The organism is Delftia sp. PE138 (genome assembly GCF_018320755.1).
GTDB classification, from domain to species: Bacteria; Pseudomonadota; Gammaproteobacteria; order Burkholderiales; family Burkholderiaceae_C; genus Comamonas; species Comamonas tsuruhatensis.
In genome coordinates this window covers 56117-69972 of the sequence record NZ_JABEPN010000006.1, presented here as the reverse complement: position 1 = coordinate 69972, position 13856 = coordinate 56117, and the positions used below count along the sequence as shown (strand labels likewise).

General features: G+C 67.1%; 13 protein-coding genes. 8 read left to right on the top strand and 5 right to left on the bottom strand.

Features of this window, described 5'->3' with window-relative positions:
• Positions 1 to 30 precede the first annotated feature (30 nt).
• Positions 31 to 1299: a YeaH/YhbH family protein gene (locus HFGMBDPB_RS20225; RefSeq protein ID WP_016449755.1), complete on the top strand. Its 1269-nt coding sequence runs from the start codon at positions 31 to 33 to the stop codon at positions 1297 to 1299.
• Positions 1296 to 2924: a SpoVR family protein gene (locus HFGMBDPB_RS20220; RefSeq protein WP_016449754.1), complete on the top strand. Its 1629-nt coding sequence runs from the start codon at positions 1296 to 1298 to the stop codon at positions 2922 to 2924. The genes HFGMBDPB_RS20225 and HFGMBDPB_RS20220 overlap by 4 nt, the downstream gene beginning before the upstream one ends.
• Positions 2925 to 2949: 25 nt before the next feature.
• Here HFGMBDPB_RS20220 and HFGMBDPB_RS20215 read toward each other — a convergent pair whose 3' ends face one another.
• Both HFGMBDPB_RS20215 and HFGMBDPB_RS20210 read right to left on the bottom strand, forming a co-directional pair.
• A complete protein-coding gene (locus tag HFGMBDPB_RS20215; RefSeq protein ID WP_016449753.1) occupies positions 2950 to 3258 on the bottom strand; it encodes a hypothetical protein in 309 nt (102 codons plus the stop codon).
• 69 nt (positions 3259 to 3327) lie between these two features.
• Entirely contained in the window at positions 3328 to 4668 is a 1341-nt protein-coding gene (locus tag HFGMBDPB_RS20210; RefSeq protein WP_212646108.1) for an ammonium transporter, read from the bottom strand.
• 229 nt (positions 4669 to 4897) lie between these two features.
• Between HFGMBDPB_RS20210 and HFGMBDPB_RS20205 the strand changes: the two genes are divergently transcribed.
• A complete protein-coding gene (locus HFGMBDPB_RS20205; protein ID WP_249343577.1) occupies positions 4898 to 5698 on the top strand; it encodes a penicillin-binding transpeptidase domain-containing protein in 801 nt (266 codons plus the stop codon).
• A gap of 38 nt (positions 5699 to 5736) precedes the next feature.
• Here the strand turns inward: HFGMBDPB_RS20205 and HFGMBDPB_RS20200 are convergent, their stop codons facing one another.
• From HFGMBDPB_RS20200 to HFGMBDPB_RS20190, 3 genes are all read right to left on the bottom strand, one after another.
• Positions 5737 to 6477: an SOS response-associated peptidase gene (locus tag HFGMBDPB_RS20200; RefSeq protein ID WP_017406928.1), complete on the bottom strand. Its 741-nt coding sequence runs from the start codon at positions 6475 to 6477 to the stop codon at positions 5737 to 5739.
• Between the two features lie 38 nt (positions 6478 to 6515).
• A complete protein-coding gene (locus HFGMBDPB_RS20195; RefSeq protein ID WP_046240675.1) occupies positions 6516 to 7319 on the bottom strand; it encodes a PhzF family phenazine biosynthesis protein in 804 nt (267 codons plus the stop codon).
• A 201-nt stretch (positions 7320 to 7520) separates the two neighbouring features.
• Complete coding sequence (locus HFGMBDPB_RS20190) at positions 7521 to 9185, bottom strand: hypothetical protein (RefSeq protein ID WP_212646107.1); 1665 nt, start codon at positions 9183 to 9185, stop codon at positions 7521 to 7523.
• Positions 9186 to 9361: 176 nt separating this feature from the next.
• Here HFGMBDPB_RS20190 and HFGMBDPB_RS20185 point away from each other — a divergent pair, with 176 nt between their 5' ends.
• The 5 genes from HFGMBDPB_RS20185 to HFGMBDPB_RS20165 all read left to right on the top strand — a co-directional run bounded on the left by HFGMBDPB_RS20185 (position 9362) and on the right by HFGMBDPB_RS20165 (position 13856).
• A complete protein-coding gene (locus HFGMBDPB_RS20185) occupies positions 9362 to 10330 on the top strand; it encodes a helix-turn-helix transcriptional regulator (protein ID WP_016449747.1) in 969 nt (322 codons plus the stop codon).
• 82 nt (positions 10331 to 10412) lie between these two features.
• Positions 10413 to 11012, top strand: coding sequence for a TetR/AcrR family transcriptional regulator (locus tag HFGMBDPB_RS20180; protein WP_012204257.1), 600 nt, complete (start codon positions 10413 to 10415; stop codon positions 11010 to 11012).
• A gap of 77 nt (positions 11013 to 11089) precedes the next feature.
• Positions 11090 to 12280, top strand: coding sequence for an NAD(P)/FAD-dependent oxidoreductase (locus tag HFGMBDPB_RS20175; RefSeq protein ID WP_016449746.1), 1191 nt, complete (start codon positions 11090 to 11092; stop codon positions 12278 to 12280).
• A 51-nt stretch (positions 12281 to 12331) separates the two neighbouring features.
• Positions 12332 to 12760 (top strand): helical membrane plugin domain-containing protein, encoded by a 429-nt coding sequence (locus HFGMBDPB_RS20170; protein ID WP_016453818.1) that lies wholly within the window; start codon positions 12332 to 12334, stop codon positions 12758 to 12760.
• Between the two features lie 184 nt (positions 12761 to 12944).
• Positions 12945 to 13856 carry an O-acetylserine/cysteine exporter gene (locus HFGMBDPB_RS20165; RefSeq protein WP_013803501.1) on the top strand — a complete coding sequence of 304 codons (912 nt, stop codon included), beginning with the start codon at positions 12945 to 12947 and terminating at the stop codon, positions 13854 to 13856.

The following is a 13856-nucleotide window of genomic DNA, read 5'->3' as shown; positions in this document are numbered from 1 at the left end:
CCTTCGGCGCGCCCGGGCTGGGGGGAACAGATGGCATTGCAAATCATCGATCGCAGGCTGGCCGGCAAGAACAAGTCGGTGGGCAACCGCGAGCGCTTCGTGCGCCGCTACAAGGCGCAGATCGCCGAGGCGGTGCGCCGCGCGGTGGACAAGCGCGGCATCCGCCACATGGAGGAGTCCGAGAGCGTCTCCATCCCGCGCAAGGACATCCGCGAGCCCGTGTTCCACCACGGGCAGGGCGGCGTCCATGACACGGTGCACCCGGGCAACACCGAGCATGTGCGCGGCGACCGCATTGCCCGGCCGCAGGGCGGCGCAGGCGGCGGCGGCTCCCAGGCCAGCGACAGCGGCGAGGGCGAGGACGACTTCACCTTCACCCTGACCAAGGAAGAGTTCATGGAACTGTTCTTTGAAGACCTGGCCCTGCCGCGCCTGCTGCGCACCCACATCGGCAACACCATGCAGTACAAGACGCGCCGCGCCGGCTACAGCCACGACGGCACGCCGCACAACCTGGCCCTGCTGCGCACCATGCGCGGCGCCCTGGGCCGGCGCATTGCGCTGACCAAGGCGCCGCACCGCGAACTCAAGGCACTGGAAGAGCAGCTGCAAGCGCTGCTGGCGCAGGACGATGGCACCAGCGAGGCGGCGGCCGAGCTGCAGCAGCGCATCGATGCGCTGAAGCTGCGCATGGGCACGGTGGCCTTTCTCGACCCCATCGACCTGCGGTTTCGCAACCGCACGCGCGTGCCTGCGCCCATCAGCCAGGCCGTGATGTTCTGCGTGATGGATGTGTCCGGCTCCATGGACCAGGACCGCAAGGACCTGGCCAAGCGCTTCTTCATCCTGCTGTACCTGTTCCTGACGCGGCACTACGAGAAGATCGACATCGTCTTCATCCGCCACCACACGCAGGCGGCCGAGGTCAGCGAGGACGAGTTCTTCCACTCCCAGGAAAGCGGCGGCACGGTGGTCAGCAGTGCGCTGGTGCTGCTGGACCAGATCATCCGCGCGCGCTACCCGTCCGGGGACTGGAACATCTACGTGGCCCAGGCCAGCGATGGCGACAACTTCGGCGACGACGGCTCCAACTGCCGCAACCTGCTGGTCGACAAGATCCTGCCGCTGGTGCGCTACTTCGCCTATGTGCAGGTGGTGCAGGAAGAGCAGAGCCTGTGGCAGGAGTACAGCCAGGTGCTGCCGCTGTTCTCGCATTTCGCCATGCGCAAGGTGTCGGACGCCAGCGAGATCTACCCCGTGTTCCGCGACCTGTTCAAGAAAGAGGGGGTATCGGTATGAACCTCTCTCACTATCCCGTGCTGGCGCCCCGCCATGCCACGCCGCAGTGGAAATCCCATCTGGCCAGCGAACGGGCCCAGCGCATCGTGCCCTCCGCGCCGCTGCCGGCGGGGGAGCGGCCGGCCGAGCCTCTGCCCGATCCCAGCGACTGGACCTTCGAGCTGATCGAACGCTATCACGCAGCGATTGCGGCCGCCGCCGAACGCTACGGCCTGGACACCTATCCCAACCAGCTGGAAGTGATCTCGGCCGAGCAGATGATGGACGCCTACGCCAGCGTGGGCATGCCCGTGGGCTACCGCCACTGGAGCTACGGCAAGGAATACATGGCGACCGAGCGGCGCTACCGGCGCGGCCACATGGGCCTGGCCTACGAGATCGTCATCAACTCCAATCCCTGCATCAGCTATCTGATGGAGGAGAACACCACGGCCATGCAGGCCCTGGTGATCGCCCATGCGGCGTACGGCCACAACAGCTTCTTCAAGAACAACTACCTGTTCGGCATGTGGACGGATGCCGGCAGCATCATCGACTACCTGGTCTATGCGCGCGACTTCATCACCCAGTGCGAGGAGCGCCACGGCCTGACGACGGTGGAGCAATGGCTGGACTCCTGCCACGCCCTGTCCAACCTGGGCGTGGACCGCTACCGCCGCCCCTCCAAGAAAAGCCTGGCGCGCGAGCGGGCCGAGCGCGAGCAGCGCGAGGCCTATGCCCAGCAGCAGGTCAACGAGCTGTGGCGCACCCTGCCGGCCCGCCCGGGCAAGGACAGCGCGGCGCAGCACAGCGAGCGCTTTCCCAAGGAGCCCGAGGAAAACCTGCTGTACTTCATCGAGAAGAACGCCCCGCTGCTGGAGCCCTGGCAGCGCGAGATCGTGCGCATCGTGCGCAAGATCGCCCAGTACTTCTACCCGCAGCGCCAGACCCAGGTGATGAACGAGGGCTGGGCGACGTTCTGGCACTACACCCTGCTCAACACCCTGTACGACGAAGGCTGGCTGACCGACGGCGTGATGATCGAATGGCTGTCCTCCCACACCAATGTCATCTACCAGCCCCCGGCCGGTCACCGCGCCTACAGCGGCATCAATCCCTATGCGCTGGGCTTTGCCATGTACCGCGACATCCGCCGCATCTGCCAGGACCCCACCGAGGAAGACCGCCGCTGGTTCCCCGACCTGGCCGGCACGCCCTGGCTGCCGGCGCTGCACCATGCCATGCAGAACTTCAAGGACGAGAGCTTTGTCGGCCAGTACCTGAGCCCACAGCTGATGCGCGACATGCGCCTGTTCGCCATCCATGACGACGCCAGCGAACGCGAGCTGCTGGTCAGCGCCATCCATGACGACGACGGCTACCGCACCCTGCGCCAGACGCTGTCGCAGCAATACGACCTGGGCGCGCGCGAGCCCAATATCCAGGTCTGGAACGTCAATCTGCGCGGCGACCGCTGCCTCACCCTGCGCCACACCCGCTACCAGGGCCGGCCGCTGTCCGACGATGCGCTGGAAGTGCTCAAGCACGCAGCGCGCCTGTGGGGCTTTGGCGTGCAGCTGGAAAGCGTCAACGGCGATGGCGACGCGCCCGTGCTGCTGCACTCGGTGCCCGCTCCACCGGCCTGATCCTCCTGCCTGAGCCAGCCAGGCCCTAGCGCAGCGTGCCCACGTACTTGCGGTTTTCCGCACGCTGGCGCATCAGCTCGCCGGCGCGCTGCATGAGCGGCGAGCGCTCGGCGGGCCCGGCCAGCGCGGCATTCCAGGCCGCTTCGAAGCGATGGGTCCATTCCACCAGTTCGGGCGTGCTGCGCGCCCCTTCCTGCTCCCGTGCGAAGCGGATGATTTCGGCGGCGTACTCGGCATTGGCCGCCAGCCATTCGGTATCGGTCACGCGGCCGCAGCTTCTGCGCAGCAGCACATGCAGGTGCGCGGCGATGGCCAGGAGTTCGCTTTCGGGCATGTAGTGGCACTCCTTCGGTTTGACGATCATCGGGCGATCGGGTGCCGGGCCGTTTCGCGGCCCGGCCGTTCATCCACTCAGGCGTTCGCGGTGCAGCGCCAGGTCCAGGCCCTGCAGTTCGCTTTCCTCATCCACGCGCAGGCCGATCAGCATGTCCAGCAGCCACAGCAGCGCCGCCGTGGCCACCAGCGTGAACAAGGCCACGGCCAGCACGCTCACCGCCTGGGTGAGCACGCTGGCCTGCACGCCGCCGATCTGCGGGCTGGCAAACACGCCGGTCAGCAGCGATCCCACGATGCCGCCCACGCCATGCACGCCAAACACATCCAGCGAATCGTCCGCGCCCAGCAGCCGCTTGAGCCCCGTTGCGCCCCAATAGCAGGCGACACCGGCGATCAGGCCGATGCACAGCGCCGACAGCGGCGTCACGAAACCGGCTGCCGGCGTGATCGCCACCAGGCCGCCGACCAGCCCCGAGCACAGGCCCAGCAGCGTGGCCTTGCCGCGCACCACATACTCGGCCAGCGACCAGGCCAGGGCGCCCGCGCTGGCGGCAATGTGGGTGACGGCCAGCGCCAGCGCCGCGCGGCTGTCCCCGGCCAGCGATGAGCCGGCGTTGAAGCCGAACCAGCCCATCCACAGCAGGGCCGCGCCCATCATGGTCAGGGCCAGGTTGTAGGGCTCGAAGGGCTCGTGCCCGTAGCCGCGGCGCGGCCGCAGGAACCAGGCGCAGACCAGCCCGGCCACGCCCGCGTTCACATGCACCACGGTGCCCCCGGCAAAGTCCAGCGCGCCCATGCGCGCCAGCCAGCCGCCCGGCTCCCACACCCAGTGCGCCACCGGTGCATAAACCAGCAGGCTCCACAAGCCCACGAAGATCAGCATGGCACCGAAGCGCATGCGCTCCACCCAGGCGCCCACCAGCAAGGCGGCGGTGATCACGGCAAAGGCCAGCTGGAACATCGCATAGGCTGCTTCGGGCACATGCGGCGCCAGGTGGCTCACGGCCACCAGGCCCTTGGCGGCGTTGAAATCCAGCCCCGCGAACCAGGCGCGCGAATCACCGCCTATCCACGCATTGCCGGGCGTGAAGGCCAGCGAATAGCCCAGTGCGAACCACAGAATGCTCACCAGGCAGGCAATCGCCACCACGCTGGCCATGGTGTTGAGCACGTTCTTGCGGCGCACCATGCCCGCATAGAACAGCGCAATGCCGGGCAGCGTCATCAGCAGCACCAGCACCGTGGCCGTCATCAGCCAGACCGTGTCCACGGCGCTGAGGGATTCCACCGCCACCAGCGACGGCCGCGTGATCGCCTGCTCGGCCGCCTGCGCCGCCTGCGCCGCACCCAGGACGGCGACCCATCCTCCCGCCACCAATGTTCTCAATGCCCGTGCGCACCTGTGCATGCAATGACTCCCTTGTTTGTTGTGGTCATGGGGCCGTCTGCCGTTGCCGCCATGGCTGCATTGGCCGGCCTGCAGCGGCCTTGCACAAGTCGTGCCAGCGCAGACGGGGCCTTGGGGGGTCGTGCGATGCAGCCGGAACACCAAAACGGGAAAACCGCGAGTCAAAACAGGGCAGCCGGGCGGGCGGTGCACCATCGGCGTGCGGTGGTGCAGCTCTTAAACTGCCGGCATGAATCGAAGAAATCTGATGTGCGCCGCGCTGCTCGCCTGTCTGTCACAGGCGGCGCTGGCGGCTGCCGAACTGCAGGACAGGCCCGAGTGGGCCCGCTTTTTTGCCGATGCCAAGGTCGATGGCAGCATCGCCGTGGTCGATGCCAGAGGCCCGGCCGAAGCCGTCTACGTCCACAACCGTGAACGCGCGGCGCGGCGCTACTCGCCCGCTTCCACCTTCAAGATCCCGCACAGCCTGTTCGCGCTGGACGCCGGCCTGCTGCGCGACGAGTTCCAGCGCATTGCCTGGGATGGCGTGAAGCGCCAGTTGCCGGCCTGGAATGCCGATCAGGACCTGCGCTCGGCCATGCGCAACTCCACCGTCTGGGTGTACGAACGCTTTGCCGGGGAGCTTGGCAGTGCGCGTGAGGCTGCCTACATGCGCAAGATCGACTACGGCAATGCGCTGGCCACGGGCGAGCAGCCGTTCTGGGTGGAAGGCGATCTGGCCATCTCGGCGCTGGAGCAGGTGGCCTTCCTGCAGCGGCTGTACCGCAATCGGCTGCCATTGCCGGCGGAACACCAGCGGCTGGTGAAGGACGTGATGGTCAACGAGGCCGGCGCCGACTGGATACTGCGCGCCAAAACCGGCTGGACGGGCCGTATCGGCTGGTGGGTGGGCTGGGTGGAATGGCCTGCCGGCCCCGTGTTCTTCGCCATGAACATGGACACGCCCCACCGGCTGGCCGACCTGCCCAAGCGCCAGGCCATCACGCGCGACATTCTGCGCTCCATCAACGCGTTGCCCAAGGCACCGTAGCGCGCGGGACAAGGCCCATGCGTCAGCCCATCAGCCCGTCAGCCCATCAGCCCTGGAGGCCGCTTGTCGGCCTTGCGCTCCACGGGGTTGGCGGTGAGCCAGTTGGAGGGGTACTGGCGCATGAACTCGCGCGCCTTTTCCACGCGCGCGTTGAGCCAGGCGTCGTAGGCGCCTTCGTTGAGAATCGCCGGCATGCGCTTTTCCGCGCCGGGCTGCTGGTAGCGGTGCAGCAGCGCATGGCTGTTGGCGTTGACCGTGAGCAGGGCGTAGCTCAGCAGCACCTCGCCATCCGGGCCCGTCCACTGCGCCCACACGCCGGCCACGCCCATGGGCTTGCCGTCGATGCGCGAGATGCGCGTGGGCAGGGCCTTGCCGTTGCGGTAGTCATCCTCGAAAAAGGCGGCCATGGGCACGATGCAGCGCTGGCCATTGAGCCAGGCATCGCGGAAGGCCTGGGCCGTGGAGACGGTCTCCGAACGCGCATTCACCAGCTTGAGCGCGCGCAGCCGTCCATCGGAGGCCGACTTCACCCAGTGCGGCACCAGGCCCCATTGGGCGGCAACCAGCTCGCGTGCGGGCGGTGCCGCAGGCGCGGGCGGTGTGTCGGAAGCGGAGGGTTCTTGCTGTCCGGTGGCGGCATCCGCGGCCACGGCGACGCTGCGGATGAAAAAGCCGGACTTGCGCGGTGTCATGTTGCGCTCGCTGGCGGCAGGCGCCTCCACGCCGAAGGCGTCGCGGTAGGCGTCGGCTTGCGACAGGGATTCGTAGTGGGTACTCATGCGCGGATGGTACCTGCGTGCCAGCGCAAAGTCGGGCGTCAGACGGTAATGGTCCCGGTCAGATAACGCGCGCAATGGCCGGCCACCTCGACGCTGGCATCGGTCACCTCGCAAAACAGCGTGCCCGTGCGGCGAGAGGCCTGGTGGCCGACCAGGCGGCTCTTGCCCAGCCTGCCCGCCCAGTAGGGCGCAAGCGCCGCATGGATGGAGCCCGTGACCGGGTCTTCCTCGCCGCCATTGGCGGGCCAGAAGTAGCGGCTGACGAAGTCATGGGAGGCGCCCGCATCCGCAGGCGCCGTCACCACCACGTCCAGCGGGCCCAGCGATTTGAGGCGCTCCAGGTCCGGCTTGACGGCTCGCACCTGGTCTTCGGTTGCGTAGACGGCCACGTAGGCCTGCTGGTTCACGAGATAGGCCGTGGGTGCGGGCGTCAGGCCTTCGCGCAGTGCGGCGGGCACCTCATCCAGCGGCTTGGCATCGCGGCGCGGGAAGGTCATGACGATGCGTCCGCCATCCTCCTGCGCGGCCGTGACCTTGCCCACGGCGGCGGCCCAGAACGTGATGCTGCGCAGCGCCGGGTCGGCCTCGAACAGCACGAAGGCGCTTGCCAGCGTGGCATGGCCGCAGAACGCGATCTCCGTGAGCGGGGAGAACCAGCGGATCTCGAAGGCAGCGCGCTCGGCACTCCAGACCAGGAACGAGGTCTCCGAAAGATTGTTCTCGGCGGCAATGGCCTGCAGCGTGGAATCGGCAAGCCATGCATCCAGGGGAATGACGGCGGCCTGATTGCCCTTGAATCGTTCCGATGTGAATGCGTCTATGACGTGGATGGGGAGTTGCATTTGCAAAAGGCCTTTGGGTCGGATTCGTGTGCAGCCCGTCATTGTTGTCTCTGTCTCCAATGGCTGCGCGCGGATTCTACGGTCCGGCAGGATGGAGTTGAGGCATGCATGCCCGGCATGCCGTCCCACGCGGCTGCGGGGCGCCGCGTGGGATGCCTCGCCCCATCCCTTGCTTGAAATGCCCGCTCCCGGCTGCAAGGCTCACTCAATGCCCAGAACCGTTTTCATGGCAGCCCAGGCCACGCCGTTCAGCCGGGTGGAATAGCTGAGCGCCTGGTCTTCGCTGGCAAAGGCGGCAGGCAGGCGATAGCCGAATACGCTGCCGTCGAATTCCGTATAGCCCCGCGTCACGCCTTGCATGAAGGTCTTGCCAGGGAAGTCGGCAAAGCTCAGCAGGCGCACGCCCTGGGAGGTGGAGAGGGTGTAGGCGCTTTGCGAATGCACGGTGCAGGCGCCCAGATCGCTGTAGGCCGGAGGGGTGGACTCACAGCTGTAGAACTGGGCGTTGGCCGCATCGATGAAGGCCACGCGCAACACATGGTTGGCATCGACCGGCCCCGCCGCCCCGACTGTCGAGGCGCGCACGGTGGCTGGAGTCGACAGGTTCACCGCGCTGGCCGGGCGGCCGGCAATCATGGCTTCCAGCGTGGCGAAGCCGAAGCGGTCCGTGGCCGTGTTGTTGATGAAGGCCGGCGACCGGTTCAACTGCACCGACAGTGCAGTGCGCATCTGTGCGCCCTGCGGGAAGACGGCCGAGCCCAGCGTGGCAGGGTCCATTTCGATGGAGCGGTCATGGCGGATGCCCTCGGCCTGCAGCGTTGTATCTCCGGCACGCAATTGCGTGATGACTTCGGCCATGGGCTTGCCGCTGACGTCCTGCGAAGCGGTGGTAAAGCCCAGGTAGGCGGTGGACTGGTTGCACAGCAGTGTGCGCGAGGGAACCCCCTGTGTCGTCAGGCGCGCAACGGAACTGTCGCAGCGCGTCCATCCGGTGCTGGTGAGCGTGACGGACGGGAACAGCGCTTCCTGCGTACTGGGTGCACCGTTGGTTTTTCCGCTGCGTGTCTCGAACTGGTGGGCAAAGCCGTCTGCCTGGACGACGCCGTCGGACCTGCGTTCACGCACGGAGTAGTTCTGCGCGTTGCCATAGTTCAGGAACGCCAGTTGGTTCGATGCCACGGCCGCTGCGCTAGGTGCCGTCACCTGGATAGGCACGCCCAACTCAAGCGCGTAGGCGGTGACCTTGGCGGCTGTGCGCGCGGTATCCGCAAGCACGGCGGCACTGGAGGCCGCGTCGCTCTGGTAGTCGTAGATCCTGGCGGCGTCGATGCCGAGCTGGCGGGCCACTGCAGCCTCGGCCACTTCCCTGGCCGTGCCGGCCGCGATGGCCTTTTGCACCAGGCTGGTCAGTGGATTGATCTGCGCGGATTTGCCAGCCGGTGCAGACAGCACGAACGCCTTGGCTGTGGCGGTGCTGGTGGGGTCCGCAGCGTCCACGGATTCGGGTGTGATGCGAGCCAGCACGGGAGCCTGGTTGAAGGCAGCGGTGGCTGCCGCATCGCCGGGTTGATAGGTCAGGCTGAACGTGCCGTCGCTGCCGGTGGCCGCTGCGCTGGGCTCGCCCGTGTCGCAGGCTGCATTGGCGTTCAGATCCACGCAGACTGCAGCGTTGCGCACGGCCTGGTCGATGGCGACGGTGCCTGACAGCGTGATGGCCGGCTGTGTCACGGTGCCGCCGCCGGTGCCCCCGCCGCTGTCGGTGCCGCCGCTGCCTCCTCCACAGGCATAGAGGCTTGCAACAAGGCCGCACAGCAGCAAAGGGCGCACGGCGGGAAAGGAAGTGGATGCACTGGGGTGGATTTGCATGGTGTCGGTACAGGAATGTGGGTGGCAAGCCAACTCTATGTGTGACACGCAACAAACAAAATGATGCAATTGCACTATCCTGAAGCGCTGCCGGGGTGGGGCAAGAGGGCACGGCTCGCGCAACACCCGCCCGTGCAGTCGATCTCAACGTATCGAAGAGAGGCAGGCAAGCCGCCATGGACGCTGCATACAACCACCTGCTGCTGAACCTCTACCGGCTATCGCACGAGCAGCCTGTCGAACATTTCCAGGACCAGGCGCTGGACCTGCTCAAACCCGTGCTGCCCTTCGACTCGGCCATGTGGGGCTCGGCCACCATGACGGCGGCCGGCATCGATATCCACACCATCCACCTTCACCGGCAGCCGCCCGAAATGCTGCAGGCCTATGAAGAGGTCAAGCACCTGGACACGGCGGCGCAGGCCGTCACCATGCATCCCAGCGAGACGCTGGCCTTCGAAGCGAGGACCTGGTTCAGTGGCCGGCATCAGGGGGCGCTGCGCGACTACGGCAGGCGCTTCGAGCAGTCGCACTTCTTCATCGGCGGGATGCTGAACCCGAGCACTCTTTACACGCGCTGGCTCACGCTGTTTCGCGCCCGCACGGATGCGCATTGCACCGAGGGCGAGCGCCAACTGCTGGCCGCGCTGCTGCCCCATGTGCAGCAGGCGCTGGAACTCAACCGCCTCACGCATCTGGGGCAGCTTCGGCAGGGCCTGGCCCGTGATCGGTTGGGCTCGGCACTGGCAGACCCGCGCGGCATCATCCACCACATGGACGTCGTCTTCGAGCACGCCTTGCGCGCCGAATGGCCGGGCTGGCAAGGTCCTCGCCTGCCTGCGGCCGTGCAGACTGCGGCACAGGGCGGCGCCCATCGTCTGGTGGCCCACACCCTGGTCATCACGCTGTTCACGCAGCACGGTCTGCTGTGGTTGCGAGCGCGCCCCCGGTGCGCAGCCGACGGGCTGTCCCCCCGCGAAGCCACGGTTGCCCGGCTTGTGGTCCGGGGCCTGACCCACAAGCAGATTGCAGTCCAACTCCAGCGTGCTCCTGCCACGGTGCGCAATCAGATCCGCTCCATCTACGAAAAGCTGGGCATTGCCAACGTGGCATCGCTTGCCGAGGCACTCCGGCTGATGGATTGAGGCCAAGGTCCAGGAAAACCCTGGTGTAGTTTGCACGTGCTTGTGAAAAATAGAATGAAGATTCGTTCTACGATCATTTCCCATGCAAGACGAGGCCTGGACCTTCTTCCCGCATGCGGGTTCGCGCCATGTGCAGACGCTGCGCGTGGCGCTCAGGCTGTTCGTGGAGCGGGGCTTCTTCAATACCTCGATACAGGACCTGTGCGCCGAGGCCGGCGTGTCCATCGGTTTCTTCTACAACCACTTTGCCGACAAGGAAGGCATTGCGCGCGAGCTGTACCGGCATTTGCTGGCGCGCATGAATGTGCTGCTCGACGATATCGAGGAGCGGCACGCGGGCAGCGCCCAGCGCTGCCGCGAGGTGCTGCGCATGCTGTTCGGGCTGGCCGAGGCCGAGCCCGAGGCCATGGGCTTCGTGGTCAATGCGCGCCACCGCGAGTTTCTGCCCGACGAGCAGGCCATCTGCTCGGCCTCGGCCTTCGTGCGCATGCGCGGCTTCGTGTTCGCCGGCATGACCGATGGCGAGATCCGCCAGATGGAGCCCATGGTGGCGGCCAGCCTGATGTACGGCAGCGCGATCCGCATGATCTGCCTGCGGCTGGACGGCATCATCGACACGCCCATAGAGCCCCTGTTCGACGCGCTCTGGGACGGGGTGTGGCGATCGCTCAAGCCTGACTGAGCGGCGCATTTCCGGCGCGGGCGCCGTGCGGCGCCAGCGGTTGTTCCACTGAGGCGAAAGCACAAGGAGTAGCAGGGATGGCGCATCACATCTTGATCATCGGAGGGGGCATTGGCGGCACCATGACCGCCAACCACCTGGTCAGCAAGCTGTATCCGGAGGTGGTCACGGGCAAGGTGCGCATCACCATGCTGTCGAACTCGCCCTGGCACTACTACAAGCCGGCCTTCATGTACGTGGCCTTCAATGCCTTCTTCCGCGACGAGCTGCGGCGCAGGCAGCGCGGCCTGCTGCGGCCCGAGATCGACTTCCAGGTGGAAGAAGTGGAACGCTTCGACTTCGCGCTGCAGGCCGTGCACTGCAGGAGCGGCAAGCGCTTCGGCTACGACCACCTGGTGATCTCCACGGGCTGCGTGCCTTCGCCCGAGCGTATCGAAGGCCTGGCCGAGGCCGGCGACCACTTCTACCAGCACGCGCCCGCGCGGCAGCTGGCCGACAAGCTGGCGCGCATAGAAAAGGGCCGCATCTTCGTCACCGTCACCTTTCCCAAGACGCCCAATGTGCCGCACCAGTGCGGCATCGCGCCCATAGAGACCACGCTGATGCTGGACGACCTGCTGCGCCGGCGCGGCGTGCGCGACAAGGTGGAGATCGTCTACACCTATCCCACGGTCTCGCAGTTGCTGCGCAACTGCCTGTTCCTGCAGAAGGACACCTGCGAGATCCTGCCCACGGTGTTCGAGCAGCGCGGCATTCGCCACCAGCGCGGATTCACGCTGGCGCGCGTGGACCCCGAGGCCAAGGTGGCCCACTCGGAGGAGGGCCAGGCCGAAGACTTCGACATCCTCATGGCCACGCCGCCCATACGCGCCGTGCAGGCCGTGCGCGACTGTGGCCTGTCGCAGGCGCAGGATGGCGAAGGCTGGCTGCCCACCGACCACGAGACCATGCAGGTGCTGGGCCAGAGCCATGTCTATGTGCTGGGCGATACGGTGGACCTGCCGGTGAGCAAGGCCGGCGGCGCCTGCCACAACCAGTCGCCCGTGGTGGTGAACAACATCGCCTCGCAGATCCGCTTCGGCCGCACCAGCGATGCCTACGACGGGCGCGTGGTGGCCATCGCCCAGATGGGCCTGGACGGCGGCATGCCGCTTTGGTACGACTACCAGGTCGACGTCAAGCCCACGCCGCCGACCAAGGTCGGCTCGATGATGCGCAAGGGCTTCAACCGCGGCATGTACTGGGCCGTGGCCCGCGCCCTGGTCTGAGGCCATGGCCTTTGCATTGTCATTCCAAGCACGAAGACAAGGAGCACCGAGATGAACATCGCTTCCGACATTCCCGTGGCGCAGCCCGCCGCCGGCGGCCTGCTGCAGGACGACGCCGCGCTGCAGGGGCTGGCCGAACTGATGGGCAAGCTGGAGCCGCTGCTGGTGGGCCGGCGCCTGAACCGCGTGGTCGATCTGCTGTCGGCCACGGCGGACCTGGTGGACATGGCAGACGACTACATGGTCGAGAAGGTCGCCAAGGCCTTCGAGGATGGCGTGGGCGGGGCCTGGGCCGCGGGCAATGCCGCGCGCATGGCGGCGGCCCAGGTGCAGGCCATGGAGGAAACGCCCACCCTGATCGGCCTGATGCGCATGGCACGCGAGCCTGATGTGCGGCGCGGCCTGGCCTTCATGCTGGCCATGGCCGGCGCGCTGGGGCGCCAGCATGCCCACGATCCCATCGACTACGCGGCGGACTGAAACGCAGGGCCGAGCCACGGCCGCCCGGCAGCGCACGGGCTGCGGTGGTACAAACGCCGGGGGCGGATGTGATCCGCCCCTTTTCTTTTTGCCCATTGCCCGCCATGCCTTCTTCCTGTTCCTTGCCGGTGCTGCCGGCCGCTGTCCCTGACCATTGCAGGCCCCGCTGCACCGAGGGCAGGGCATGACCGCGCAGCACCTGAGCCGTGGCGACTGGGCGCGTGCGCTGCTGGTCATCCTGATCTGGGGCACCAACTTCGTGGCCATGAAGTTCGGTCTGCTGACGCTGTCGCCCATGCTGCTGAGCGCGCTGCGCTTCGTGGTGGCGTCGCTGCCCTTTTTGCTGTTCGTGCGCCCGCCCAAGTCGGTGGGCTGGCGCTATCTGGCCGCCTATGGGTTGGTGCAGGGCGTGGGCCAGTTCGGCATGCTGTTCCTGGGCCTGAAGCTGGGCATGCCGGCGGGCATGGCCTCGGTGGTGCTGCAGACGCAGGCCTTCGTCACGCTGCTGCTGGCCGCCTTCCTGCTGGGCGAGCCCGCGCGCCTGTGGCATTGGCTGGGTCTGGTGGTATCGCTGGGCGGGCTGGTTGCCATTGGCAGCGCCCATGGCGAGGGCGACAACGCCATGACGCTGGCCGGCTTTTTGCTGACCGTGGGCGCAGCCTGCATGTGGGCCGTGTCCAACATGATCACGCGCTATGCGGCGCGCAGCGGCCCCTACGAGCCTTTCCCCTTCATCGTCTGGAGCAGCATCTTCCCCATCGCGCCGCTGATGGCCCTGGCCGTCTGGACCGATGGCGCGGATACGGTCGTGCAGCAACTGGCGGGGATCGACCTGACCGCCGTGGCCTCCATCCTGTACCTGGCGCTGCTGGCCACGCTGCTGGGCTACGGCCTGTGGACGCGCCTGCTGCAGCGCTATGCGGCCGGCACGGTGGCGCCGCTGTCTCTGATGGTGCCCGTGGTGGGCCTGGTCTCGGCCATGCTGCTGCTGGGCGAGCGGCCTACCTTCATGCAGTGGATGGGCACGCTGGCCGTGCTGGCGGGCATGGTGATCAACCAGTTCGGCGGGCGCTGGCTGGCGGGGCGGGCGCGATAG

Bases quoted from the DNA above. Each gene is read 5' to 3' on its own strand.
- HFGMBDPB_RS20225 (WP_016449755.1), top strand. From the start codon at position 31: ATGGCATTGCAAATCATCGATCGCAGGCTGGCCGGCAAGAACAAGTCG.
- HFGMBDPB_RS20220 (WP_016449754.1), top strand. From the start codon at position 1,296: ATGAACCTCTCTCACTATCCCGTGCTGGCGCCCCGCCATGCCACGCCG.
- HFGMBDPB_RS20215 (WP_016449753.1), bottom strand. From the start codon at position 3,258: ATGCCCGAAAGCGAACTCCTGGCCATCGCCGCGCACCTGCATGTGCTG.
- HFGMBDPB_RS20210 (WP_212646108.1), bottom strand. From the start codon at position 4,668: ATGCACAGGTGCGCACGGGCATTGAGAACATTGGTGGCGGGAGGATGG.
- HFGMBDPB_RS20205 (WP_249343577.1), top strand. From the start codon at position 4,898: ATGAATCGAAGAAATCTGATGTGCGCCGCGCTGCTCGCCTGTCTGTCA.
- HFGMBDPB_RS20200 (WP_017406928.1), bottom strand. From the start codon at position 6,477: ATGAGTACCCACTACGAATCCCTGTCGCAAGCCGACGCCTACCGCGAC.
- HFGMBDPB_RS20195 (WP_046240675.1), bottom strand. From the start codon at position 7,319: ATGCAACTCCCCATCCACGTCATAGACGCATTCACATCGGAACGATTC.
- HFGMBDPB_RS20190 (WP_212646107.1), bottom strand. From the start codon at position 9,185: ATGCAAATCCACCCCAGTGCATCCACTTCCTTTCCCGCCGTGCGCCCT.
- HFGMBDPB_RS20185 (WP_016449747.1), top strand. From the start codon at position 9,362: ATGGACGCTGCATACAACCACCTGCTGCTGAACCTCTACCGGCTATCG.
- HFGMBDPB_RS20180 (WP_012204257.1), top strand. From the start codon at position 10,413: ATGCAAGACGAGGCCTGGACCTTCTTCCCGCATGCGGGTTCGCGCCAT.
- HFGMBDPB_RS20175 (WP_016449746.1), top strand. From the start codon at position 11,090: ATGGCGCATCACATCTTGATCATCGGAGGGGGCATTGGCGGCACCATG.
- HFGMBDPB_RS20170 (WP_016453818.1), top strand. From the start codon at position 12,332: ATGAACATCGCTTCCGACATTCCCGTGGCGCAGCCCGCCGCCGGCGGC.
- HFGMBDPB_RS20165 (WP_013803501.1), top strand. From the start codon at position 12,945: ATGACCGCGCAGCACCTGAGCCGTGGCGACTGGGCGCGTGCGCTGCTG.